The following is a 25,736-nucleotide window of genomic DNA, read 5'->3' on the forward strand; positions in this document are numbered from 1 at the left end:
CTGGTCATAGGGCAGCCAGTGCCTCCGCCAGCGAGCGAATGTCGTCGGCGCTCTGGTTCCAGCTGGTCACCAGCCGCGCCTGGCCTTCGCCCCAGTCGTAAAAATCGAAGCCGGCAGCGCGCAAGCGGGCGGCTTCGTCGGCGCTGAGGCGAATGAAAATCTCGTTGGCTTCGACCGGATGGAGCAGACGATCGGCGGCGGCTTCGGCAATCAGCTGCGCCCCGCCATTGGCGGCATGGGCGTTTTCAAGCCACAGATCCTGGTCGAGCATGGCGAGGATCTGCGCCGCGAGATAGCGGCCCTTGGATTGCAGATGACCGGCGCGTTTGCGGCGATAATGGGTCGCTGCGGCGAGTTCCTTGTCAAAGAAAATCAGCGCCTCGGCGCCCATGCCGCCATTTTTGACGCAGCCGAAACTGAGGGCGTCGACGCCCGCTTTCCAGGTGATATCCGCAGGCGAACAGCCCAGGGTCGCCACCGCATTGGCAAAACGGGCGCCGTCCATGTGCAGGCCGAGGCCGCGCGCTTTGGTGACGTCGGCAATCGCGGCCACTTCCTCGGGCCGGTAGACCAGACCATATTCGGTGGCATTGGTGATCGACACCGCGGCCGGTTGCACCTGATGGACATCATCGCGAATGGCCGCGCAGAGGTTATCGATCGTGGCCGGAGACAGTTTCGCGCCGTCGCCCGGACAGAGCATCAGCTTTGCCCCGCCGGTATAAAAGCCCGGTGCGCCGGCTTCATCCTGTTCGATATGCGCTTCTTCGTGGCAGATCACGCCCTGATGCGGCTGGCATAGTGCGGCCAGCGCCAGCGCATTGGCGGCGGTGCCAGTGGCCACCCACAGCGCCTCGACTTCGGTTTCGAACAGATCGGAAAACGCGCCGTTGAGCCGCGCGCTCAGCGCGTCGCCATCATAGGCGGTGTCCTGCTGGTTGGCAGCCGCAAGCGCCGCCATAACGGCGGGGTGGACGGAGGCGGCATTGTCGGAGAAAAATCGCATGACAGCGCCATGCTGCGAAGCGGCGGCGGCGTCAAGACAGGATGACGGGAAATGGCGCGCGGGGGAACCTAAGGCGCGCGCGCCACCCTTCGGCGGTCAGAACCCGACCGCGAATCCGACCCGGCCGCTGGTGGTGCCCTTGACCGATGAGCCCCCGACCGCTGCCGACATGTAGATATTGTCGCGCAACCGGCCGACAATGGCGTAGGAATAGCCTTCCTCGCCGCGATAGGTGGACAGGTTGAACGAGAAGGACACGGTGCTGTCCGGCACAATGATCGTCCCCCCCATGGCGATCGCCGCGGCAATGCCGCCATCGGCGCGCCGGTCGATCAGGACCGATTGCTGCTCCATCTGGGTTGCGCGCTCGTCGAGCAAGGCGGTCCGCTGATCAAGCACATCGGTCCGCTGGTCCAGTTCCCCAACGACATAGCGCAGCGCCGGCACCCCGCCATCCTCGATCGGAATGACGCCGAGATTGCCCTGCGGATCGGTGGTGACCAGCTGCAAGGCGCCCTGCTGGGCCAGCGCGCTGGCCGACGAGGTCAGTCCGGACATGCGGATCGTGGTATCGGCATTGCCAAGCGCAATCAGATTGTCCCGCTCCGCCGATGCGCCGTCACCAATTGCAACGGCGCCATTGCCGATCGCGGTGGCGCGATTGCCGAGCGCAACGGCGCCAATGCCGTCGGCGACATTGAGATTGCCCATGGCTAGCGAGCCGGTGCCGGTCGCGCGATTATCCGCGCCCAGCGCAACCGCCCCGCGGCCGGTGGCAAAATTGGGATCGCCGATCGCGACCGCGCCATCGCCGGAGGCGACATTGCCAAAGCCGATCGAAACCGCCTTGCCATCAATCGCCCGGGCACCGGAACCAATCGCGACCGATTGATCCCCGCTGGCGACGCTGCTGGCGCCCATGGCGATCAGAATCGCGCCCCGTGGCCTCGGCCGCCGGTCCGGTGCTGTTGGTTTCGAAAAAGACCAGCTGCCGGGCGTTGCCGTCGGCGGTCTGCTGCGCCGTCGCCGCTTCTTCCCGCGCGGTGGTGGCGGTGGTCTGGGCGGTTTCCGCTTCTTCCTGTGCAGTCGTCGCCAGAGTCTGCGCGGTGGATGCGTCGGCCAGAGCCTGTGTTGCATCACTTTGCGCCGTGGCGGCTTCCGCCTGGGCCGCGTCCGCCTTGGTTTCTGCAGCCGTAGCGGTTTGCCGGGCCTCGTCCGCTGTTGCCTGCGCATCGGCCGCGCCGGCCCCGGCCTCTTGCACCAGCGTCTGTACCGCCGCGACATCGGTCATCGCCTGTTCCGCCGTGCTCTGCGCAGCGGTTGCGGAATCAAAAGCGGCATCCGCGCGCGATTGGGCGGTCCCGGCTTCGTCGCGGGCCTGATCGGCGGTGCTCTGGGCCATGGCCACTTGACTCAAAGCGCTGTCGGCGCTGTTCTTTGCCGCCGCCGCTTCCACCTGCGCCGCGTCCGCCTTGGCTTCTGCATCCGTCGCGGTTTGCCGGGCCTCGTCCGCTGTTGCCCGCGCATTGGCCGCGTCGTCCCCGGCCTCTTGCGCCAACGACCGTGCTGACGCCGCTTCCTCCCGCGCCGTATCTGCAGTTGCCTGCGCATCGGTCGCGTCGTCCCCGGCCTCTTGCGCCAGCCTCCGTGCCGACGCCGCTTCCTCCCGCGCCGTAATTGCAGTTGCCTGGGCAGCCGATGCATCGTCCAGAGCCTGTGTCGCATCACCCTGCGCCGTTGCCGCATCATTAACGCCCTGCGTCGCGGTCGCCGCAACCCCATCCAGCTGTCCCTTATTGACCGCATCCGTGGCTTCTGTCCCGGCCGCGAGATTGGTGATCGTGCGCTGGAGCGTGCTCGACCCGACGGATACGCTATTGTTCCGGTCGGCGACCGATTCAAAACCCAAAGCGACGCTGCCGATCCCCTGTGCCTGGCTGCCGTGACCGAGGGCGGCGCTGTTCGTGCCGGTCGCCCGGCTGACATGGCCCAGGGCTACGCTATTTTCGCCCGTTACAGTACTACTGGACCCCAATGCGACGCTGTAGTCGCCTTGGGCCAAGCTGCCTTGGCCAATCGCCGTTGCACTGTCACCCGATCCAGTGCTATTTGCCCCGAGCGCGACCACGTTCCTTTGGGATGCCATGCTGCTGGTTCCAAGCGCCATGCCATTGAGCGCAGAAGCGTTGCTATTGGCCCCCAAAGCGACACTGCCGATCCCCTGCGCCTGGCTGGCATGCCCCAGGGCAGCGCTATTCTCCCCCGCTGCCCGGCTGACATGGCCCAGGGCAACGCTATTGGCGCTTGTTACTGTGCTGCTGGATCCCACGGCGACACCGTGGCTGGCTGAGTCCTCAACCAAGCTGCCTTGGCCAATAGCAGTCGATAACTCACCATTGGCCCGGCTCGCGTGCCCCAGCGCGGTTGCTTGGTTTTTGGCTTCGCTGCTAACACCCAAAGCCACACTTGCGTTGCCCAATGCTTTGGAAAAGGTCCCAATCGCTGTCGCATCGTTTCCGCTGGCCCGGCTGTCATGGCCCAGGGCCGAGCTGTGCCGTGCCAAAGCTTGACTCAGATTACCGATAGCCGTTGCTCCTGCGGCGTTAGTGTCTTTATTGCCCGCTCGGGAACTGTTACCCACTGCGACACCGTTGATTGTCTCGGCATTGCTCTTATAACCCACCGCAGTAGAGCCCACAGCAGTAACCGAGCTTTCTACACCGATGGCCGTCGCATCGGTGGTGGCTTCACTGCTAGTCCCCAAAGCTACACTGTTGTTGCCTAATGCCTTGCTCTCTACACCAAGCGCCGTTGCTCGTTCACCGCTGGCCTGGCTGCGTTGCCCGAAAGCAGACGCTTCAAGCGCTATTGCCTGACTGCCGTTGCCGACTGCCGTGGTTGACGTTCGTATCGCTATTGATGATGCCCCCAGAGCTACACTTGCCTCCCCTGTGGCCTGAGAATTTCCACCGCATGCCAGATTGCCATCATTGTCGTTCGAATTCGCATCGCCATCATCGTCCCCTGTCGACACAAACTTATCATTGTCGCGATCCAGAAGGCAATCTTCCGCCTGAGCGGGACTGGACAGCGTCAGCGCGCCGATGCTGGTGGTGAGCAACAGGCCCAAACGGACCGAAGAGCGAAGGCAAAGCATAGATTGTTTCCTCAAAAAATATATTTTCGAGATAATGTAATGAAATTAGATTCACAATCTAGTTTTGCTACTACTTAAGTATAATGCCGGAAAAACGCACTGAATCTCAGATTGTTAGCTGCTGGTCTTTTTCGGACAGCTAGCTTTTTACACAGATTTCAGGTCCGCAAAACCCCCGCCATTCCGGCTTATCGCCACTGCGATCGGCGATCGACCCGGCGCTGAAAGCCGGCGGCCATGGACTGGGGCCGCGCCTGAAGCAGCCGTTTGCGCCCTTCGCGCTGGCGGGTGAATATCGGTTTGACCGGACCGATCTGGCTGGTCCAGCAGCGGGCGAAATAGGCCGCATTGTCCTTATGCGCGCCGAGCAGCGCCGGGACCGCATGATAATCCTGGCGTCTGAACCATCCCAGCCGGCTCTTGCGGATCAACAGATAGCGGGGATTCTCGATCGGCCCCAATATCTCGGCCAGCGCGTCGAGGAACAAGCGCTCCTCGGCCCGCGATGCGCCGTGCAGGATGATCGTATGATGCCCCTGCAGGCTGGGTTCTATTTCAATCCTATAGCTGCCCAGCGGCGATTTCAGCGCCTGCACATGGTCGAGGCTTTTCAGCAGGACATCGCAAACCTGCCGCAGACTGCGTTCGAGCGTGCCATTCTTGACCAGCAACCGCATGGCCAGAACCAGCTTGGGGACCGAATAGAAGAGCGTGAGGCCGCCAAAGATCAGCAGCAGGGTCGCAATCTCGCGGACCGACTGAAACTGGCGCAAGGCCCCGGCCGCCGAGGCAAAGCCCCCGATAACCGCGTTGATCGCCAGATAGCGCAGGGTCTGATCATAAGACCCGCCGCGCGGGGCATAATTGGGCTCTGCAATCTTGTGCACATGGCTGCGTTCATGGGCGCTGCCGAGAGAATCGGCCCATTTGCGAGCGGTCTCCGGCCGGCCCCGGGCGCGGGATAGCATCAACGCGTTTTGATCCGCGATCTCCTCTTCCCCCCAGTTTTCCGACGGGATATCGAGCCGGTCGAGACCGTTGCCAATCACCTGACCGGCGCCATGGGCAATGCCGTCAAACATGGCGAAGCGTTTGGCCAGCAGCCGCATGTCGCTGCCCAGTTTCTGCAGACCAGACTGGTCGGTCGCACCCGGCATATCCCAGACAAAGCGCGAAACCGGCGAGGGCAAGAGACGATCTGGCTGCGGCTCGACCGTCGCCAGATGCCAGATATTGGCCACTTTATCGGGCGCGCTGCGGTCAATCCGGATGGCCCGACCGCGCATCTGGTTGGACAGCATATAGGAGCCAACATTGCTGGCCAGCACCAGCGTGTTGATCGTCGGCGCATCCCACCCCTCGCCCAGCAAGGCTTGCGTCCCCACCAGGATACGGATCGCGCCGCGATTGAACAGCTGGGTCACCAGACGCACGGTTTTCTGGTTGCTGTTCCCGCCGACCTGCAATTGACTATAGCCCGGGCAGCCGGGCAGCGCGGTCAATGCAATAGCATCCGGCGCAATGCGTGCGGCCTTTGCCGCTGCGGCAAGGCCAGTCTTGGCGGCGTCGGGTATGATGACCAGCGAACCCGTCAGCACGCCAATCCGCGCGGTGCCGGGTTTGGATCGCCGCAACGCTTCAAATATTGGCACCACGCCCAATTTGGTCGGCCGGAACGGTTGCCCCTCGGTGCGCGGCAAATCCGCGGCACGGACATAGTCGGTGAGCACGACCATCCGCAGATCATCGGCCAGCGTCTGCCGCTCGGCCGCGGCAATGGCGGTGATCGAGTCCAGTTTGGCCAGGCTGCCCGCCATCGCCTTGAACAATTTGCGGCTCTCGATCAGCTTGACCCGCTTGCCCTCGACCAAACCCAGGCCGCGCAATTGCCGCTCCATGGCTTTCTGGGCGACAGCCGATTGCGCAAAGGTCTCGCGATGATCAAACAGGAAGCCGTTGAGAAAGACCTGCAACCATTGCGGGGACAGCAGCGGGATATCGGCCTTGGCCACGCCGAGCAGGTCAAGCGGCGCGCGCGGCAGGGGGACATCGGCGCTGGCCATCAGGATCAGCATCGATGACAGAAAGGCGGGATCGCTCAACAGGTCTTCTTCATGCGTCTCCGGCTGTGTGATCCAGGGATGAGCGGCCAATGATCCGATAAAATCATCATCCGCCAGCCATTGCGCAAGAAAGGCGGCGATGCCGCGCTGGCGATCGGCGAGCAGCGCCCGTTCATCGCGCTGCGGCAGCGAGAAATGGATATAATCCTGATGCGGGCAGAGATCGCCGTTGCGGACCAGCTCGGGCACCGAAATCTCGGCATCGATCGGACCACAGAGATTATCATAGCGCGACCATTCCGCGTGGCTCGCGTCATAAGGCGGCGTTGCGGTCAGCGCGACCAGCGTGGCCTCGGGCAGAGCCTCCACCAGCGCGTTCAAGGCCCGCCACCATTCCCGGCGCAGATGATGCGCTTCGTCAACAATGATGGTGATGCCCGCCGCGCCGGACAGCGATTCAACTAGCCGCGTAAAGTCCGGACGCCGGGGCCCGTCCTCTTCCGCGTGCGCACCGTGCGGCGTTTCGACCTTCCACAACGCGTGCAAGGCCTGATAGGTCACGCTGGTGATCAGCGCCGGGTTTTTGAGATCATGGGAAATCGCGCTGATGTCGGGAGTACCCGGCGGAACGAACATCTCGAACAGACGTTCGCTCCACTGGTTGCGAATGGTCAGACTGGGCGACAACAGGATCGCCGGCTTGCCCAGTTCCCGCATGACTTCGAGGCCGAGCACCGTCTTCCCCGAGCCCGGTGCTGCGACAATGTGCAGCTTGGTATCCGACAAATGCGCCTGCAGTTCCTCAAGCACACGCTGCTGATAGTCGCGCCATTGGCCCTGAAATTTCATGAACGAAAACATCGCGTTGCTCATCCTGCAAGAGCGTCGTCCGGTCAACACCCCTGTCGCGACCAAAAGCAATTTGGGCCAAGGCTATTTCCCGGCTTTTTCGTCCCGTTTGCGCTGGCGCCGCTCGCGTTCCTTGCGACGGACCTTTTCCCAATAGGCGCGCTTGCGCTTCGCCCATAATATGTTGCGAACCAGAAACGGAACCGGGACCCAGGCCGCAGCCAGAAGCACCCAGTTCCACACGCCCCCGCCGATCAGGAACGGGCTGCAGGGCAACGCCACCAAGGCGCGGAATTGCCGGTCATATTTTGTATATCCGTCCGCGAATCCGCCGATGCAGGGCGGATATATTTCCGGCCTGATTTCACTGATCGCAATGCTTGCGAGGATGATCACGATCACCGGCCAATAAACCCTGATCCCGTTGCGCGCGCCATACACCTTGAAGACGCGTTCCTCTGCGCTGAGGCTGGCCATGTCAGTCGCCGAACTTCGGCCGATTTGTCCCGCCGGTGGTGATCCCGGCATTGGCTTTCTGCAGACTCTGGATTTTCCATCCGTCATCGGAATTGACCAGTCCGAGCGTGACCGGAATGACGCCCCCGCTCTCGGTCGTCAGCGTGCCTTGCAATTCGCCGGTATTATTGGTGATCGAGCGCGAGCCCCAGCTCACCTCGGTCACCTGGTCGAGCGCATTGGCGGCCAGAAATTCCTTCAGATCCGCCTTGCTGGCACTGGCCTGAAAATCGGGCGACAGCATGTTGTAGGCTGTGTCCATGTCGTCATTTTTTGCCGCTGCGAAAAACTCGTCGCCCGCTTTCGCGATATCACCGGTAATCCAGAAGATCAGACCGATCAGCACAAATACCGCGACCACGCCGCCCAAAATAACCTTCATCCACGTTTGCATATTCCTGTCCTTTCGATGTGCATGGCAATGGCCAGCAACCAGTCGACCCGTTGTCCCAAAGCTGGGTGACAATGGCGCGAGATGCCATCCCCAGTTCATGGGATGGCCGGATGGCCGCTTGTTGATTTAATTGGGCCATCGGGCATAACAGAGGCCGGGCGATCGGGCCGATCGCCGCGACCGGGAGAGCGCATGCATCGCAGATTTTCCAAAGTAGCCGTGATCGAGGATGATCCCCCGGTGCTGGCCGGCATCTCCAGGACCATAGAAATGGCGGATGATATGGAGCTGGTCGGCTCCGCAATCAACTTCACCACCGGCCTCGCGCTGGTGGCGGACGGCGGCTTTGACGTGCTGATCTGCGATCTGGGCCTGCCGGATGGCGATGGCACCGATCTCATCCGGGAAGCAGCGAACCGGCAGCATGAAATCGACATCATGGTGCTGACCATGTTTGCCGATCACCAGAAAGTGCTCAATGCGATCCGGGCCGGTGCCCGTGGCTATCTGCTCAAAGACCAGCCGCTGGAGCATTGCGTCGATGCGGTTCGCGAAATCCGCGCGGGTGGCTCGCCGATCAGTCCGATCATTGCCCGCTTGGTGCTGAAACAGCTGCAACCCGACTCCCAGCCCGTCGACCAGGTGGCCGAGCCGCTTTCGACCCGCGAGCTGGAAACCCTGAACCTGTTGTCACGGGGTTTTTCCTATGCCGAAGCGGCCGAAATCATGGATATTTCGGCGCACACCGTGGCAACCTATGTCAAGCATATCTATCGCAAGCTCGAAGTGCATTCCCGCGCGGAGGCGGTGTTCGAGGCGTCCAGTCGCGGGCTATTGGGTGGGTAATATTGCCCCTGACCGCCGCGGCTGGCTGGTGCTGTTCTGCGCCATGGTCGCGATGGCTTTGGCAGCTCCGCCGGCCGCGGCACAGGACGCTGCAAGCATCAACGGCATCCTGATCGAACCGACTCCGCAAGGCGATATCCTCCGCTTTGCCGACGCCGATCTTTCCTTTGCCGAAACCACGGCCATTCCCGCAGAAGGCTGGGTCCGGCGGACGCTGCCTTCGGTCTGGCTGTCCGACGAGGCGCGGCAACGGCAAAGCGGCAACCTGACCGCCTGGACCCGAGTCCGGTTTGATGCGGGCGCCATATCCGCGGATAACCTGTCCATTTTCACCGAAAATAATCGCGAACAGATCACCATCTATGTGAACGGCGTGACGATCTTCCGCAATTTCACAAATGATCAGCAGGACATGCTGGGCTGGAACCACCCCTATCTGGTCCCGGTTTCCAGCGATCTGATCAAACCCGGCATCAACGAGATCGTGATGCGGGTCGCCGCCGGTCGCAATCACTCGATTGGCGTCGGTACGCTGGCGATCGGCGCGCATAATGCGGTTGGCGGTCTCTATGACCGGCAATATTTCTTCCGGATTGATGCGCCGAAAACGGTGAACTGGATCATGCTGCTGCTGTCGGCGCTGGTGCTGTGGATGTGGCTCGGCCGCAGGCAGGAAACGGAACTGCTCTGGCTGGGGCTCACCGGCCTGTTCTGGTTCGTGCGCAACTATCACTTCTTCGCCCAGGCCGTGCCTTTCGAACCCTATCTGTTCCAGCAGCTCAGCTATTATTCGGTCTATTTCGCCGTGGCCATGACGCTCGCCTTTTGTACGGAATTTCTCAAGCTCAGGCATCGCAAGGCGATTATTTTCACGATGATCGCGATCGGCGTGCTGCTCAGCGTGGTCCGGGTCACCCTGATTGTCGCCGATCGCACCGACATGATCAGCAGCTTGCTGACCGCCCTGCTGTTCGGGTCGTTCCTTATCGTGCTGGGCCATCATTGCTGGAAAACGCGCGCCTCGGAAAGCCTGATCCTGCTGGCGATCCTGTCCCTCGCCCTGCTGACCGGCGTGCATGATATCGGCCGCATTCCCAATGTGAACTGGTGGGACGGCGCCGGCTTCCACTTTCAGCCCTATATCGGGTTTTTCCTTTTTCTGGTGTTCATGATGTCGCTCGCCCGGCGCTTCCTGAGCGCGCTCAGTCTGGTTGAGGAAACCAATGTCCACCTCGAAAGAAGCGTCACTCAGGCAACCACGGCGTTAGCCGAAAGCGAAGAGGCCCGGCGTCAACTGGAAGTCGAACGGGCGCTGGAAATGGAGCGCGAGCGTCTGATGCATGAAATGCATGACGGCATCGGATCGAATCTCGTCACCGCCCTCGCGGTTGCGCGCAAACGCGATGCGCCGCAATCCACCATCACAACCCTGCAACGGGCGATCGGGGATCTGAAAATCACCGTCGATTCTGCTCGCCCCGGTGGAAGGCGATGTCGTCACGCTGCTGGCCAATTTGCGGCATCGCATGGAACGGGAGCTGCTCGAAGCAGGTGTCGCGAGCATCTGGCAGGTCGAGGACTGCCCGCGGCTGGACTGGATGGATGCCTCCCACAGCCTCCATTTGCTTCGCCTTTTGCAGGAAGCGATCAGCAACGTCCTGCAACACGCGGCTGCCACTTCGATCACGCTGGCCTGCAAGCCCGAAGATCGGGATGACCGACCGGGTATCCGGATCAGCATTATCGACAACGGATGCGGCTTTGTGAAGGATCCGGCCAACAAGAGCAAGGGACTGGCCTTCATGCACCAGCGGGCGATGACCCTGGCGGGCCATCTGGTTGTCGAACCGGCCGAAACCGGTGGTACGGCGGTCCGTTTGTGGCTTCCGCAAGAGGCAGCAAGCTGAGCGCACGACGCGCGCGCCTGCAAAACGATGCCGATTATCTTTCTTTGGGTTGGCGCAGGCGCAAGACCGGATGTCAGCGTTTTCGATACAGGTTGTTTTACATGCTCTCGAACATTGTTTAGGCTACAAGTCATGGAAGCCTAAGCATTTTTTGGAGAGGTTATGTGATGATCCGGGTGACGATTTCCTTGGCGGCACGCTTTCGGTTGCTGACCATAATGGCGTTCAAAAACGACGACGAGACCGACGCTTCCATCCCTTCAAAGCGTAACAAATGGCAAAGAGTGTAATGAAGAAAACAAACGAAATTTCCTTTGATGGTCTCCGTCCTCCCTGTCCCTGGATGGACGAAAGTCACGCCTTGTGGCGCGACTCTGTGCGCAATTTTGTCGATCGGGAAATCATGCCCCATGTGGAAGAATGGGAAAGCGCCGGTCGGATACCTCGTGATCTCTATCCGAAAGCGGCCGAAGCCGGATTGCTGGGCATGAACTATCCCGAAGCGCTCGGCGGTGCGGGAGACGAGACCGATGCTTTTCACGCCATCGTCACCAGCGAGGAATTGTCCCGGGTCGGGGCCGGCGGCATTGCCGCTGCCCTGATGATCCACGGTATCGGCCTGCCGCCGGTGATGCGCCTGGGAACCGAAAACATGCAGCAAGCCATTGTTCCCCAGGTGCTGTCCGGCGCCAAGCAGATCAGCCTTGGCATCACCGAACCCTCTGGGGGATCCGATGTCGCGAAACTCAAAACCAAAGCGGTGCGGGATGGCAATGGATGGCGGGTCAACGGTTCCAAAACCTTCATCACGGGCGGAATGACATCCCAATGGCTGACCACCGCAGTGCGGACTGGTGAAGAGGGTATGGCCGGAATTTCGCTGCTGCTAATCGATCTGGAAAGCGAAGGCGTGAGCCGGACCGAATTGCCCAAAATGGGCTGGTGGAGCAGCGACACGGCCACGATCCACTTTGACGATGTCTTTGTCCCGGCCGACAATCTGATCGGCGAGGAAAATCGGGGTTTCTATGGGATTATGGCGAATTTCAACGGCGAACGGCTCGGCATGGCCGCACAGGCCACCGCCTTTGCCCGCGCCTGTATCGAAGATGCCGCGGCATGGGCGCAGGAGCGTCAGACTTTTGGTAAACGGCTGGCTGATCATCAGGTGATCCGGCACAAACTGGCGAGCATGGCGCAACGCGTCTGGGCCACCACCACTTTTCTCGACAATTGTGCGTGGCGCGTGATGAATGGCGAAAGTCCGGTGGCGGAACTGGCGATGCTGAAAGTGCAGGCGACCGAAACGATGGAATTTTGTGCCCGGGAAGCGATGCAGATGCTGGGCGGCGCGGGCTTCATCCGCGGTCACCGCGTCGAACGCATCTATCGCGAGGTGCGGGTGATGGCGATTGGCGGTGGTTCGGAAGAAATCATGCGGGATCTCGCCTCCCGTCAAATGGGCTTCTGACATCTTGAATCTAGGGTAATCTCAGGTTCACCGGTCATCCCATTCTTCGGCGTCATGCGTGTTAAATCGATGGCGGCCGGCCTATTGTTCTGCCCGATGCTCTTGTTCGCTCGCCCCGACTTTGGCCAGCAGACACAGGATCAGGGCAACGAGGGATAGCGCGGCCACAGCAAAATAGACCGCTGGATAGCCACTGCCATCGACGATCCATCCAAAGCCGCCCGACATAAGCGAGCGACCAAGATTGGGGACCGCCATGAACAGTGCGAACAGACTCGCGGCGATCGCGGGATTACAAAGACGCATGGCCCAGGCAATAAGCACAACGGCCATCAAAAGGGCGATAACTTCCTGGACCACGAAGACGGCGGCAAAGATCGTGCTGCTTTCCCATTGTTCAAACGTGATACCCGCTATGATCGCGGTAACAGCAAGGATCAGCAAAAGCGCTGACAGCGCCTTGCGCATGCCCGCCCAGCGCACCAGGATTGTCGCCATCGTGGCGCCCGCAATCGCCCCAACCAGACCCACGACACTCGCAAAATTGCTATATTCGTCGCTCGCCCACCCGAGATGTTGGACCGCCAGCGTCGGCGCGACGGAATCGAGGAAAGAAAAAGTGGCCATGGCCAGCGCAGCACCGAACAGGAACAGCAAAATATGTAGCGACAGCAAGGACCGGAAAATTCCCTTCAATATGGGAAGCCACGCCCCATGCTGACGCGCCGTGCATTCTGCTGAAGCCCGGCCACTGGTCCATGGAAAAAGCCGTTCTCCGGGGCGTTCCCGGAACAGCGCGAGGAACAGCGACGCAATACCAACAAAAGCTCCAAACAGCAGCGCCGTGGTCGCAACTTTATCATCCGCCAACAGCTGCCCGGCAATAAAGCCGGACGCAGAAATGCCCAATGTCTGAGAGGCTAACATGAATCCGTTGATAGTGGTGCGCTCTGCCTCCGGCACCAGATCAATTGTCATACCATCGACCGCTACGTCGTTGAACGCTGCGCACAGATTAAGAGTGAAGCAAAAGCCGGTGAGCAAGGCGATCTGACCGGCCGAAGGCGCAACGATCGCAAAGCCGAACAGCGTTAGCATCATCGCCGCCTGCGCGACCAATATCCAGGACCGGCGTCTGCCCATCGGGCGATAGGTAAACCGGTCCATCAACAGGCCGTTGAAAAGCTTCAGCGACCAGGGCAGCATCGCGGTTCCTACAAAACCGCCGACTTCGATCGCGGACGCGCCGCGGGCTGCGAGCCAGGCGGGGAGCGCGATCAGCGTGAGGCCGGCGACAATGCCCTGCATGAAATAGAGCAATATGACGGCGGTGAACCGCAAATAGACATTGTCGGACATTGCCGGAATAACTCGACGTCCAACTGTGGCGATGGGAATCTCTGCGGCATATGGCATTAGTGGTTTGCCTCCAGGCCCTGAGTGAAAGCGCCAGAAGCGTTTCGATCAGTCATAAAAAAATCGCTCTTCGATGATCTTGCCGTCGCGGACGGTGTAGATTGCGATTTCGGAAAAGGGTTCGCGCGCGCCGGTCGCGCGGCATTTGATCAGCATGTCGATGAACAGCGCGAAACGGTTGCCGGTGACAAACGGGCCATCAATGCCGAGCTCTTCCATCGCACTGTGCCCCAGCCAAGCCGTCAACTTGTCATGGGCCGCATCAAATCCGGTCACGATCGCCGGGCCATGTTCTGTCCCGCTCGCCGGTTCGATGCTGACGATATCGATGGCCCAGTATTTTTTCGCCGCCGCGACTGGTTGACCGGATCGGAGCAGAGAGGAGAAATCATGTGCAAGGCTATGGATTGTGCCCATATCGTCAGGCCCATCTGTGCGCGATTGCAAGAAAATCCGACGGATGGCAGGTCGCAAAACCATCCGCCGGACGCAGCGCTTGGGCGCGCTTTTCGAAAGAGGCCTAAGGGTGGCCTATCGCGGTTTATATTCGCGCAACAGCATGCTGCTCATCACGGTGCGATATTCTGCCCGATTGCCGGATTCAGCGATCTGCTGCTCGGCGGACGATTTCATATAGGCATCATAGGCCTTGTTGCGGCGTTCCATTTCGGCCGCATCAGCCATTTTGGCAAATGTCGTCATCAGATAAAGGGTCGGTTCGCCATCGCGGGAATTTTCATTGATCAGAATTTTATAGTCACTGATCCAGCCTTTGGATTTGGCAAATTCCTGAACCTGGGTCCATTTGCCGGCCAGATGGGTTGCGTATTTATACGCGCCACCGTCTTTGATAAAAATGCCGCTCACTTCGGAATAATCTCCGGCGACGAGTGGAAATTCTTGTGCCATGGCCGCTGTCGGCAGTGCCATTGGTGCCGATACCAAGAAGGCGGTCGCGACCATCATGTTTTTCATCAGTTTCATCTTCATTCTCCTGTTTTCAATGCCCCGAAACAGCAGGCACAGCTTTCCCATTGGCGGAATCCTGTGATTCCAGCCCGACTGATGAGATCAACTTGTCTGCGATTTCAGTGCGTTGGTGATGGCTCAAGATGTAACATCCCGTCAACGGCGCTACCGTCAAAAAAGCGTCAATAGTGGACAAGAGTGCCTCCCCGGCCGCCAAATGCGGGAAGCAATCAAGTTGATGTCAGCGCGTGTATTGTTCAGCCCTGCCCTGGTGACCGGTGGCGCTCTGTGCCGGCCGCGATCACGACAGGCGACATCAGAATGGCCTTGAGATCAGCGGCCGATCAACGCCGCAGCGGCCTTGGCCATGCCGCCATTGGAATGCGCCACCCCTGCAACGGTTTGGACGGACCAGCCATAGCGGATGCCATATTTCGCCGCCTGTTGTGTGCCTGTTTGATGAAACATGAGGCCACGGGCAAACCGGTGGGGGCCTTGCCGCATGGCCTCTGCGGTTCTGCGAAGACTGCTGTGGGTTGGATCATTGTCCTGATCACCGAGCAAAATCACAACGTCCCTTGATAGCGCTATTTTCAACGTTTCCTCAGAGACTCCCGCCCCTTTCAACCCATAGGGATAGCGTTCGTCCAGATCGGGATTGGTGTACCAGCCGGCATTGGCGGCGATGTATCGGTTCACCCGCGCATCGGGCTTGTAATAGAGAAACCGATGTACAAATTGGGAACCGGCGGAATGACCGTAAATCGAATATTTCAGTTGCTCACTCCCCACGGCACGACGGACAACATCAAACAACGGCTCGATCGCGGAAAATGACCAGATGGCTTCGGCCTGCAATCCTTTGCCTTCTTTGCGGAAAACATTGCCGAGATTATAGCCCGCCGATTTCGGGAAATCGGTGGCGCTGAATTCCGGGGCCACGATAATCAACCCGTTATCCTCTGCCGGCCCGACCCATTCGCGAAGATAGCGATGAGGCGCCCGCTTTGCGCCGTGGAGCATGAACACGATCGGAGCGTTTTTCACATCAACACCGGCAGGTACATAGGCCCACACGGGCAGATCCGGACCCTCCCAGTCGGTAAACAGGAAGCGGTTGATCACGCCTGGGGTCAATTCGCTGGCTTCCGCAATATTGGGAGAAGCAATCATATGATAGGGATGCTCGGTCGCTTGAACGATCCCCTGAACCGGGGCAGAGGCCGAAGCCGCTTCGGTTTCCGGTTGACATGCAGTCAGGCTCAGCATTGCCACCGTCAGCCCCAGATATCTGTTTCTCATCATCGCCTCCCCGTCACCGTTTTAAACCCTAGCCCATGCAAAATCAGATCGGAAGCCCCGAACCAACCGGGTCTCAGACGATCCGGCGTGCCCGTCTCGTATGACTGCCAAACGTTAGAACCGAACCCCGACACCAAAGGTCACAGTCCGCCCGTTAAAGGTTCCGAGATCACTGAACGCCCTTGTTTTGCCGCGGGTTTCGAACACCGACGGCCTGCGGCCTCCGTCCAGAATATCGCTGACCGCAAAGGAAAATGTTAAGCGGTTAAACGGACCGGCATTGCGGAACGTATAGTCGAGATCGAAATCCAGAAACCCGCGGGGTTGCTGAAATTGGGCCAAACCAAAGGACTCGATTTCTTCCAGCTGCAGGCCGGAGTAGCGATAGCTGAGCGCCGCGTCGAGATGACGGCTTTCATAGAATAATGTCGCGTTACCGATAAATTCGGGAGAATTGAAGAACTGGAATTCCTGAATGACCTGATCACCCACCTGATTGGTGCCATTGCGGACCAGGACATCCTCAGCGTTCAAGGTTCCCAAATTGATATCGGTCTTGGTTTTCTGCACCGTCAGATTGCCGATAAAGCCGAAATTGCTCAACAGGCCGGGCAGATAGGAGAATGTGTGCAGCAATCCCACTTCCAGCCCGTAAACTTCAGCCTTGTTGCCATTGGCGGGTTGGTTGACGGCAATCTGTGTACCAGCCGCTCCGATCAGCGCCTCGATACCGCCGAGCCGGTCAATAATGGCCTGCCCTTCGGGGGTAAATTGCGCCCCGGCCACAATTTCGGAGATGGTGTTCGACGGATCCGCCGGATCCGAACCAAAACCGATTGAGTCATCGAACACAAAACTGTTGAAAATGAAGTTGTTGATCCGCTTGTAATAACCGGCAATGGAAATCGCATTCTGCCGATCAAAGAAATATTCGGCGGAAATATCAAAACTGTGCGCATAGGCATTTTTAAGGTTCGGGTTGCCAAAGTCGAAGCCCGCTGAGAAACTTTCAATATCGGCCGCTGTTGCGGTGTTTGGATCAATACCGTCGGTCAGGTTGATATTGAAAGCGCCATCAAAGGAACCCACCAGCAGATCGAATGTTGGGCGGGCAATGGCGGTTGTATAACCCGCCCGAAGACGCAAGCGGTCATCGAGATTAAAATTGGCAATCACGCGAGGGAGCACCTCGAAATTGTCTGTGGTGTTGACCGATTGAAAGGCCGCAGTGGGATCGGCAAGCGTGATTTCGTCAGGATCCATCCCGGTTTGATCAAACCGGAGCTCGGAATCGAACACTGATGGTGCGGAAAAGCGACCCTCATAGTGTTCGAAACGGACGCCACCGACAATGGTCACAACATCGTTGAAATTCAGCTTGGTTTGCAAATATCCGGCGTAGAATTTCTCGTTCGCTTCCACAATTTCCGTAACAAACTGATCAGGCGTAGCGTTGCTGTCCAAAAACCCCTGCCGGAAATTTCGGCGAATATTCAGCAACCCTGAACGGCTGAACAGCGGGATGCCGTTAAATCCGATATCGGAGAAAGGGTTCCCGATGGGATCAAAATAGGCAATGCTGTCGCTGGTTTTGAAAACCCCGAAATCACCGACAATTCCGTTATTGTCCCCACTCGGGTCAATGCCAATGAAGGTAAAGTCATCGGTCAGAGCCTCATCCGTATCGGCAATGTCGATCAAGACTTCCCTGATATCGGAATTTTCAAACAGCGCGCCTGCCTTGACATATTCGACCATGCTGTCTTGGAAAAAGCGGGTGACGTCGATCCTCGCGGAATAGCGCTCATTTTCCGATGAATCGACCAGCTCTTCATCGAAATCGGCAATCTCACCACAGGAATCCCCGTCAGCCTGTTGACAAAAGGGATTCAGAGCGCGCTGGAAAACGTCGAGATTGAAGGGATTTGGTGAGACAAACGGTCCATTGAGAATGAACGGCGCGAAAGAAATTGCGCGCTCATCATCGGCTCCGGTTCCCGGACTGCCAGGCACATCTTCCAGCTCTTGTACAAAATCAATCGACAGGATTGGCACATCCCGAAAGGCGCGGGAATAGCCCGCAACGAAATTGAAATGCCAGTCGTCCAATTTGGTTTCGCTGCGCAGAAAGTAACTTTGCTGGGTTTCAATCTCGTCTTCAATTTGGCCTTCGAAATTCACTTCGGAATCGCGGAAGCTCCTGATCAACTGGCCAGCTGTGCCACCAGGAACCAGCGAGCCATCTTCGAAGCTGCTGGGATCAGCGTCAAACTCGATATTCGAAATGGTCTCCTTGCGATCGCCACGGCTATATTGCCCGCCAATGGTGATTTTCGTGGTGTCGCTGACTTCCCAGTCCAATGTGCCGGAGATATTGATCGTCTCGTCATCAATATCCGCATATTCATAATCGGTCTGTTCTGACGTAAAATTGGATACGTCGAGGAAACCGGTCGGCAGGATATCGAAGACTTCCTCAATATCCTCATCATCTCCGTCGCTGCCGATCGTCACCTGGTTGCCATTGGTATCGGTGAACGTCTGTGGAAACAGGATTTCCGGCGTGGTCGTGGCGGGGTTAATCTGAAAATTGTTGAAAAAGCGACGCCGGTAGGATGCCGATATGTTAAAACCAAGATTATCGGTCACATGCTCGACCCAACTGCCACCAAACCGATAGCCAACCCGCTCGGCGAAGCTGTTGGCATAAAATCGGGAGTCGAAGCTCAATCTTTCCTTGCGTTCGAGTGCGCCGCGGGATCGGATATCCACAACCCCGCCGAGACCTTCGGAATAATGCTCGGGCAACGGCGCCTTGGTTACAAATATCGACGACACGCCATCACCGGTCACGACGTTTAACGGCGTGCGGCGGAAGGTATCGGCAGTCCCTACGCGCACGCCGTTTTCGAGAATGGTGACAAAAGAGGAATCGAACCCGCGGATCGATATGAATTCGCCATCCGAGGTATCATTGTCGCGTTGAAAGGAGATACCTGGAATTCTCGCCAGTGACTCCGCAATATTATTATCAGGAAACCGGCCGGCATCATCAGCCGACAGAACATCAACAATCGCATCGGAATTGCGCTTGGCGTCAATCGAGTTGCCAATCGATGCTCTGGTGCCTTCGACGATGATCGTCGTTTGTCCGGTATTTGGATCCGTTTCAACCGCAGGTTGACTGGCTGTCTGATCGCTACTTTGGGCGAACAACGGCGCAGAGACGGCCAATGACGATATGGACGCCAGCAAGGCCGAGCGCTTCAGAGCAGTGTGTAATTTTATCATATGAAATCACCCCTTGGAGATAAAATAATATTCAAGCTCAACAACTTTGGTTGCTTTATTTCCCCTGTCGGTCTGTCAGCAAAAAAACTAGCTTCAAATTCAAAATCGGAATGTTATGATGCTAAAAATGCAAGTATCTGATAAAGGTAGATTTTTATGGAACTCAAGTGGTTGGAAGATTTCCTATGTGTTGCCGAAAAGGGACACTTTGCCCAGGCAGCGGAAACACGATTCGTCACCCAGTCGGCATTGAGTCGCAGAATCCAGTCGCTGGAATTGTGGATTGGGACAGCGCTGTTTGATCGCTCCGAGCATCCGATCAAATTGACCCCGGCAGGCGCAGAATTCATCAAAACGGCGAGACAGATTATCGATCTGTCTTACGAAGCCCGTTCGGTCGCGAATGAATATTCCAAGATCGGAGAAAACAGCATCACAATTTCCTGTCTTCATACATTGGCTTTGAAATTCGTCCCCGAACTGATCAGCAAATGGCGTCAAGAAGTTCGGCCATTTTCAACTTCAATCATCGCTGAAACGCGGACCGTTGAAGAATATTTGACCGCCCTGTTCAATGGCACCAGCGACTTCTTCATCTGTTATTCGCATCCCTCGATCTCGCTCGACGTCAATCCCGCTCAATTTCCTCGGGTTGAAATCGCCTCTCATCATTTGCGCCCCTATCAGAGCATCAACGCCGAACCGATCAGCCTGGACGACAAGGCGGCCGGTGACATTCCCTATGTCGAATATGCCGGCACATCATTCATGTCCCGGGTTTTTGAACAGCTTCTTGGCAAGGCACCATTCAAGCGGCGATTGCAGATCTCTTATCGGGCGTCGCTCGTTGAAAGCATGCTCTCTGCAACACAGGCCGGATTTGGCATTGCCTGGCTGCCGGAGACAGTGGTTCCCGATGACCCTGAAAAACTGGGCCTTCGCCTTGTCCCCAGCCAGTTTGAAACCAGCTTGAGCATCCAGGTTTACCGCGCCGCCAGCAACACCAACCCGCTGGTGACGGAAATCTGGGATGCGATCAAAAACGCGAACCGGTTCCGATCATAGATCCAGGTCCCCGATCAGCCGATCGGCCTGTGCCGGCACGATCTTCTGCAAGGACTGGGCGAGTGACTCTTTTTCCTGCACGATATTCTGGGCCACCCGGCTTGCCGCTGCATAGCCAATTACCGGCATCAGTGACGTAACATAAGCCGTACTGGAATGGAGAATCTGGTTGGTCCGACTCTCGTCGACCGTGATCCCGTCAATGCAATTTTCCACCAGCGTGTTAATGCCTGCAATCAACGATGTGCTGCTTTCATAAATAGACCAGATGATAACCGGTTCCATGGCATTGAGCTGCAACTGCCCCGCTTCGCTGGCAAAGGTCACGGTGGTGTCCGCGCCGAAGATGCGATAGCAAATCTGGTTCATGACCTCCGGGATCACCGGGTTCACTTTGCCCGGCATAATCGACGATCCCGGCTGCTTTTCGGGCAAATTCAGTTCGCCAATCCCGCCAACCGGGCCGCTGGACAGCAAACGCAGGTCATTTGCTATTTTGCTCAACTTGGTGGCCAGTCGTTTCAGCAAGCCGCTATAGTAGACAAATATTCCAGTATCCCAGCTGGCTTCAATTCGGTTAGCAGAAGGGGTTAGCGGCATGGCACTGATGGTGGCGAGATTGGCGACAATATTGTCCAGATAATAGGGACTCACGCCCACCGTGGTGCCGATTGCTGATCCGCCAAGATTGGTTTCCAGAAACAGAGTCTGCATTTCTTCGATGCGATCGATATCTTCGGCCAACGAGTCTGCAAATGCCTGCATCTCGTCGCCGACGGTCATCGGCACTGCATCCTGCAACTGGGTGCGGCCCAGCTTCTTGATCGCGTGAAACTGCTGCGCTTTCCGTTCAAATGCGTCGACACATGATCTGATCGCTTCGCACAGGGTCCGATTGACTTGGACGATCGTCAGCCGAATAGCCGTGGCATAGACATCATTGGTCGACTGGCATTTGTTGACATGATCTTTGGGATGCAAAAACTCATAGTCACCGCGACGCCGGCCGATGATTTCCAATCCGCGGTTGGCGATGACTTCATTGGCGTTCATATTGGTCGAGGTACCGGCTCCCCCTTGCAGGACATCGACACAAAAGGCGTCACGATGCTGTCCAGCCAGAATTTCCCGACAGGCCGCAATAATGGCTTCGGACTGCTCGCGGCCGAGATCCCCAGCTTCACAATTTGTTTTCGCCGCCGCCATTTTGATCCAGGCAAGCGCCTTTATCAGTTCGGGCATTTTTGAAATCGGAATGCCGGTGATCGGAAAATTGTCGAGCGCTCGCATCGTCTCTATCCCGAAGAGGCAGTTTTCTGGCACTTCCAGGGCGCCTAGAAAGTCCTCTTCCAGCCGCATATTGGAACCATTTTGCTCACCGGCATTGGTTTCGATCAAACCCGCTTCCTTTCGCTTAAATGTCTCGAATCGCCAAGGTCAGGCCGCAATGTGGGTCGCATTCAGGACGTCGTTTCGAATGGTATCACCATCTCTGGTCAGGTATTGAAACCGGGCGTTATCGAACAGGCTCAGAATCGCTGCAATTTGTTCATTCACGAAGTGCACAGCCACGCCATCATCCAGCGTGTAGGCAGGCAAGGCCGCGCGATTGTCTTGCAGGAACTTTTCAAAAATGGCCGGCCGGTCTGGGTGGCTATCATGGTGGACACAGACACTGCCATCCAGAATACCAAGGCCTTGAATAGGCTGCAAACTGCTCTTGATTGAATCCGTAATGCTCCAATCGAAAAGAATATTCAGACCAGCGCTGGCGCCCGCAATCACGACGCCATTGGCATAGGCAGCGCGAAACGGTTCGACGACGTCCCATTCCCGAAACAGCGCCAATAGGTTTCGCGTCGAGCCCCCGTCCACAAAAATAATATCAGCACCGACAAAGAATTCACCTGCATTCCCTGTCGGCGGGTTGAACAGGCTCAGGACTTTGGGCTCGGCATCAAGACGATCGCATAAGCCCTTGAACGCGGCGATCCGTTCTGGATCATCGCCTTTTGCCGCACCGACATAACACATGACGGGTTGCGGCTTTCCCGCAAGCGCCACCAGCTGTTCTCCGAGCAGCGGCCGACTGTCTGCGCCAACAAATAATGACGCGGAATCGCTCAAACCGAATATCTGGCGTTTGGGCTTGGTCACATCGCAGCCATCCGCATCAGTTCGGCACAGAAAATCGCGCCATAGGTGCCCAAAGCATAGCCGAGCACCGCGAGCAGGACTCCCACGGGCGCTAGCGCGGGGTGGAATGCGGCGGCCACTACGGGTGCGGATGCCGCGCCACCGACATTGGCCTTGCTTCCCACCGCGACAAAGAAAAACGGTGCCCGGATGATCTTGGCAACCGTCAGCAGCAGGACCGAATGGATCGTCATCCAGACGATCCCCAGCACGATCAGCATCGGGGCCTCGGCCATTTTGAAAATATCCATCTTGGTGCCGATAATCGCCACAAGCAAGAAAATCATGACGGTCCCAAATTTGGAGGCCCCCGCACCTTCCAGATCGCGGGCCTTGGTAAAGCTGAGCCCCAGACCCAGCGTGGTTGCAATAACCACGATCCAGAAGAAATTGCTCGCCAGGATACTGTCTTCGGTTCCAAGCAGGCCCGCAAAAAGCGGCGTCAGGAAGTCCGCCCCGAGATGCGCAAGGGCAACACCGCCAAAAGCGACAGCCAAAAGCAGCATCAGTTCCGGAACGGTGGATTTGCGTTCGACCGACAAGCTATACTCGGCCATCGTATCGCGGAGCCGGTCAATGGCGCTGGAATCGGCTTTCAGCCAGCGATCAATCCGCTCGGCATTGCCGGCGCCGTAGAGCAGGAAGGCCATCCAAATGTTGGCGACAACAATGTCAATCGCCACCATCGCTGCATAGCGCTCGACATTATAGCCATAGACCTCGAGCATCGCGGTCTGGTTCGCGCCGCCGCCGATCCAGCTGCCAGCAACAGTGGCAAGGCCGCGCCATGCGGCATTTGCGCCCTCCCCGCCAATGGTTTCGGGACTGAAGCTACCGACAATCAGCACCGCCAGAGGGCCGCCGATGACAATGCCCACGGTGGCGGTGAAAAACATGATCAACGCTTTGGGTCCCAGACCGAGCACCGCCTTCAAATCGATGCTCAGGGTCATCAAAATCAACGCCGCGGGCAGGAAATAGTCCTTTGCTATCTGCCACAATCCGCCATCGGCAGACGCTGTGATTCCGAAGCTGGTGAGAAGCGACGGGATCAGATAGCAGAGCAGAATAACTGGCACGAACGTAAAGAATCGATCCCAGCCGCCCCCTTTGTTTTTCAGATAGAACAGACCGCCCAGAATGGCGCATAGGACGCCGAAAGTTTCTACATTATTCAGCATTAGTGGTTTTCCTGCCCTTTGCAATTTCGGGGAGATTGGCAGGAAAAGAGGATCCCGACAAATGCCGCGCATACCAGTCCAGTTCCTTGTTTATCTTGAACAGCTGGTTCCACGGCTTGCGATAATTATGGGGCTCTCCCTTGGCAATATAGAGTTCGGTTGGTGTACCGGTCGCCCGAACGCCGCGATGGAGCATGATCGACTGGGTGGGCGGGACGCGCACATCCTTTTCGCCGCTGAAAAACAGTGTCGGTGTCTTGACCCGCCAGCTGCCCTTGAGAACCGACTGTGCAACGAAGGAATCGATCGGTGCATTTTCCTCCCAGGGCGAGCCGCCGAACCAGAAGGTTCGGTTGTGCCGGACGTCGCTTTCTCCATACATTGACGTCCAGTCCGACGCGCCTGCACCCGAAGAGGCTGCTTTGAACCGGTCGGTTACGGTAATCAGTTTGTTGGTCATATGCCCGCCGGCGCTCCATCCCATTTTGATGAGCTGATCGGGATCGGCAATGCCCTGCGCGATCAAGGCATCAATGCCGTCGAGGACGTCGAAATGGGCATTGTTGAAATAATTCCCGACCATATCGCGCATGAAGGCATCGCCATAACCGGTTCCACCGCGATGATTGGGCAGAAACACCGCATAGCCCTGCCCCGCCAGAACGCTGACATAACGCGAAACGTTCCAGCTCCCGAATTGGGCAGATGAACGCGGACCGCCATGGGTTATCGTGACCAGCGGATATTTTTGACCGGCCTGATAGTCGACGGGATGGACCAATAAGCCTTCGAGCGGCTGCCCATCCCGCGCCGTCCATTCAAAAACGCGCTGCACGGGAAGCCGCACGGTATTTTTCCATTGCGCATATTCTGCGCTGAGCTGTCGGAAGGGTTCCTGGCGATTGGGTTTCAGATATATTTCACCCGGATTGCTGGCATCGGAGATTTTGGCGACATGCTGTCCGGAGGCCGGATCGTAATGCCATTCCGATATCACATGGTCGCCGGTCGTCAGACGCTGAAGCTTTTCGGTCGCAAGGTCGAGTGTGAAAAGCTCGGTTCGAACCCCGATATTACCGAGAATGAAAATCGATTGCCCGTCTTTGTCCCATGCAAAATCAAGCACCTCGAGCGGTTCGGCGGGGATGAGCAGACGGGGTGTCGCGGCCCCGACGGTCTGGATGAAAAGATTGTCCTCGAAATAGCCCTCGCCGCGCTCGTTCACCGTCGCAATGAACGCAAACTGTTTGGCATCGGGCGATAATTTGGCATTGGATTCGCGAAAATCATTGTTCGTCAGCCGCAGATCCGTGCCGGTTTCCTGATCGCGGAGCCACAGTTCGCGGTGGCGGCTCTCATATTGCACGCCCTCTCGCCGGCGGCTGTATAATATTTTCGAACCATCGCGCGACAAGGAATAGCCCTGCACGGAAAAGGCACCGCCCAACACCAACTGATTTTGCGTTTCGCCGAGCTGATGCCGCCATAGCTCAACCGGGGCCTCAATGTCGTAGGGCTCGACAACCTGTTTTTTCTCGAGCTTCGAACGCTTGTCATGACGGCGAGACCGAAAGAAAAAGGAACCGCCGTCAGGCATCCATTTTACGTCACGAATATTCTCAACATGATCGGTAACCTTGGTCAGCTTTCCCGATTTCAGGTCATAAAAATAGGCGGCATCGTCCTTGTCGTCGTCGCCCTCCAGCAGCGTGATGAAACCCTGCCCGTCCGGGGACCACGCGACCGGTGAAACCTTTTCCGTATCGCTGTCCCATGACGGAATTTCCGCAACCGTGCCGGAATCGATAGCGATGATCTGATAGCGCGAGATCCTCTCATTCTCCAGCCAATCGACTGTGCTGCGTTGCAGCACAACATGCTTTCCGTCAGGAGACAGAACGGGATTCTTCAGGCGCCCCATCTCGACAAAAGCAAAAGGGGAAAGCGGTTTGGAAGAACCAACGCTATCGCTTTCATCAGCCTGGGCGGGCTGCGTGATCGCCAGAAGGAGGCAAAACAGCGCCACGGAACGCATCACTGATGCGGTTACAAATCTGGATCCGGTGCCTCGCAATTTTCGTCCCCCAGCTTTGCTTTCTGTTGACCA

The 25,736-nt window shown here is 57.7% G+C and carries 20 protein-coding genes; 5 read left to right on the top strand and 15 right to left on the bottom strand.

Annotation, left to right across the window (positions count from 1 at the left end):
- Positions 1 to 4: 4 nt before the first annotated feature.
- From ACZ1GS_RS13655 to ACZ1GS_RS13680, 6 genes are all read right to left on the bottom strand, one after another.
- Positions 5 to 1,006 (bottom strand): threonine aldolase family protein, encoded by a 1,002-nt coding sequence (locus tag ACZ1GS_RS13655; RefSeq protein ID WP_472695721.1) that lies wholly within the window; start codon positions 1,004 to 1,006, stop codon positions 5 to 7.
- 96 nt (positions 1,007 to 1,102) lie between these two features.
- Positions 1,103 to 1,927, bottom strand: coding sequence for a hypothetical protein (locus ACZ1GS_RS13660; RefSeq protein ID WP_472695722.1), 825 nt, complete (start codon positions 1,925 to 1,927; stop codon positions 1,103 to 1,105).
- The gene (locus tag ACZ1GS_RS13665; protein ID WP_472695723.1) at positions 1,860 to 4,163 is read right to left on the bottom strand and encodes a hypothetical protein; all 2,304 of its coding nucleotides are present in this window, start codon (positions 4,161 to 4,163) and stop codon (positions 1,860 to 1,862) included. The genes ACZ1GS_RS13660 and ACZ1GS_RS13665 overlap by 68 nt, the downstream gene beginning before the upstream one ends.
- A gap of 188 nt (positions 4,164 to 4,351) precedes the next feature.
- Complete coding sequence (locus ACZ1GS_RS13670; RefSeq protein WP_472695724.1) at positions 4,352 to 7,099, bottom strand: DEAD/DEAH box helicase family protein; 2,748 nt, start codon at positions 7,097 to 7,099, stop codon at positions 4,352 to 4,354.
- Between the two features lie 60 nt (positions 7,100 to 7,159).
- A complete protein-coding gene (locus ACZ1GS_RS13675; RefSeq protein ID WP_472695725.1) occupies positions 7,160 to 7,552 on the bottom strand; it encodes a hypothetical protein in 393 nt (130 codons plus the stop codon).
- A gap of 1 nt (position 7,553) precedes the next feature.
- Complete coding sequence (locus tag ACZ1GS_RS13680) at positions 7,554 to 7,973, bottom strand: DUF4864 domain-containing protein (RefSeq protein WP_472695726.1); 420 nt, start codon at positions 7,971 to 7,973, stop codon at positions 7,554 to 7,556.
- A 204-nt stretch (positions 7,974 to 8,177) separates the two neighbouring features.
- On the opposite strand from ACZ1GS_RS13680, the gene ACZ1GS_RS13685 reads away from it, so the two are divergent.
- From ACZ1GS_RS13685 to ACZ1GS_RS13700, 4 genes are all read left to right on the top strand, one after another.
- Complete coding sequence (locus ACZ1GS_RS13685; RefSeq protein WP_472695727.1) at positions 8,178 to 8,831, top strand: response regulator; 654 nt, start codon at positions 8,178 to 8,180, stop codon at positions 8,829 to 8,831.
- On the top strand, positions 8,824 to 10,548 hold the full coding sequence (locus ACZ1GS_RS13690) for a 7TM diverse intracellular signaling domain-containing protein (RefSeq protein WP_472695728.1): 1,725 nt from the start codon (positions 8,824 to 8,826) through the stop codon (positions 10,546 to 10,548). Before ACZ1GS_RS13685 ends, ACZ1GS_RS13690 begins: the two co-directional genes overlap by 8 nt.
- Positions 10,430 to 10,738: an ATP-binding protein gene (locus tag ACZ1GS_RS13695; RefSeq protein ID WP_472695729.1), complete on the top strand. Its 309-nt coding sequence runs from the start codon at positions 10,430 to 10,432 to the stop codon at positions 10,736 to 10,738. The genes ACZ1GS_RS13690 and ACZ1GS_RS13695 overlap by 119 nt, the downstream gene beginning before the upstream one ends.
- A 289-nt stretch (positions 10,739 to 11,027) precedes the next feature.
- Positions 11,028 to 12,209, top strand: coding sequence for an acyl-CoA dehydrogenase family protein (locus tag ACZ1GS_RS13700; RefSeq protein WP_472695730.1), 1,182 nt, complete (start codon positions 11,028 to 11,030; stop codon positions 12,207 to 12,209).
- Between the two features lie 81 nt (positions 12,210 to 12,290).
- Here ACZ1GS_RS13700 and ACZ1GS_RS13705 read toward each other — a convergent pair whose 3' ends face one another.
- The 5 genes from ACZ1GS_RS13705 to ACZ1GS_RS13725 all read right to left on the bottom strand — a co-directional run bounded on the left by ACZ1GS_RS13705 (position 12,291) and on the right by ACZ1GS_RS13725 (position 19,187).
- Complete coding sequence (locus ACZ1GS_RS13705; RefSeq protein ID WP_472695731.1) at positions 12,291 to 13,625, bottom strand: MFS transporter; 1,335 nt, start codon at positions 13,623 to 13,625, stop codon at positions 12,291 to 12,293.
- A gap of 48 nt (positions 13,626 to 13,673) precedes the next feature.
- Positions 13,674 to 14,042, bottom strand: coding sequence for a SnoaL-like domain-containing protein (locus ACZ1GS_RS13710; protein ID WP_472695732.1), 369 nt, complete (start codon positions 14,040 to 14,042; stop codon positions 13,674 to 13,676).
- 114 nt (positions 14,043 to 14,156) lie between these two features.
- On the bottom strand, positions 14,157 to 14,609 hold the full coding sequence (locus ACZ1GS_RS13715; protein WP_472695733.1) for a hypothetical protein: 453 nt from the start codon (positions 14,607 to 14,609) through the stop codon (positions 14,157 to 14,159).
- 318 nt (positions 14,610 to 14,927) lie between these two features.
- The gene (locus ACZ1GS_RS13720) at positions 14,928 to 15,899 is read right to left on the bottom strand and encodes an alpha/beta fold hydrolase (protein ID WP_472695734.1); all 972 of its coding nucleotides are present in this window, start codon (positions 15,897 to 15,899) and stop codon (positions 14,928 to 14,930) included.
- A 111-nt stretch (positions 15,900 to 16,010) separates the two neighbouring features.
- Positions 16,011 to 19,187, bottom strand: coding sequence for a TonB-dependent receptor (locus ACZ1GS_RS13725; RefSeq protein WP_472695735.1), 3,177 nt, complete (start codon positions 19,185 to 19,187; stop codon positions 16,011 to 16,013).
- A gap of 156 nt (positions 19,188 to 19,343) precedes the next feature.
- On the opposite strand from ACZ1GS_RS13725, the gene ACZ1GS_RS13730 reads away from it, so the two are divergent.
- Positions 19,344 to 20,252, top strand: coding sequence for a LysR family transcriptional regulator (locus tag ACZ1GS_RS13730; protein WP_472695736.1), 909 nt, complete (start codon positions 19,344 to 19,346; stop codon positions 20,250 to 20,252).
- On the opposite strand, the gene ACZ1GS_RS13735 is transcribed toward ACZ1GS_RS13730, so the two are convergent.
- The 4 genes from ACZ1GS_RS13735 to ACZ1GS_RS13750 form a co-directional block, all read right to left on the bottom strand.
- On the bottom strand, positions 20,247 to 21,650 hold the full coding sequence (locus tag ACZ1GS_RS13735; RefSeq protein ID WP_472695737.1) for an aspartate ammonia-lyase: 1,404 nt from the start codon (positions 21,648 to 21,650) through the stop codon (positions 20,247 to 20,249). The two genes, ACZ1GS_RS13730 and ACZ1GS_RS13735, sit on opposite strands and share 6 nt — an antisense overlap.
- 39 nt (positions 21,651 to 21,689) lie before the next feature.
- Positions 21,690 to 22,316, bottom strand: a complete 627-nt coding sequence (locus tag ACZ1GS_RS13740) for a Type 1 glutamine amidotransferase-like domain-containing protein (RefSeq protein WP_472695738.1) — start codon at positions 22,314 to 22,316, stop codon at positions 21,690 to 21,692.
- A gap of 89 nt (positions 22,317 to 22,405) precedes the next feature.
- Positions 22,406 to 23,629, bottom strand: a complete 1,224-nt coding sequence (locus tag ACZ1GS_RS13745) for a DUF819 family protein (protein ID WP_472695739.1) — start codon at positions 23,627 to 23,629, stop codon at positions 22,406 to 22,408.
- Entirely contained in the window at positions 23,619 to 25,664 is a 2,046-nt protein-coding gene (locus ACZ1GS_RS13750) for a S9 family peptidase (protein WP_472698146.1), read from the bottom strand. The genes ACZ1GS_RS13745 and ACZ1GS_RS13750 overlap by 11 nt, the downstream gene beginning before the upstream one ends.
- Between the last annotated feature and the right edge of the window lie 72 nt (positions 25,665 to 25,736).

This window comes from Parasphingorhabdus sp. W113, from assembly GCF_055693205.1.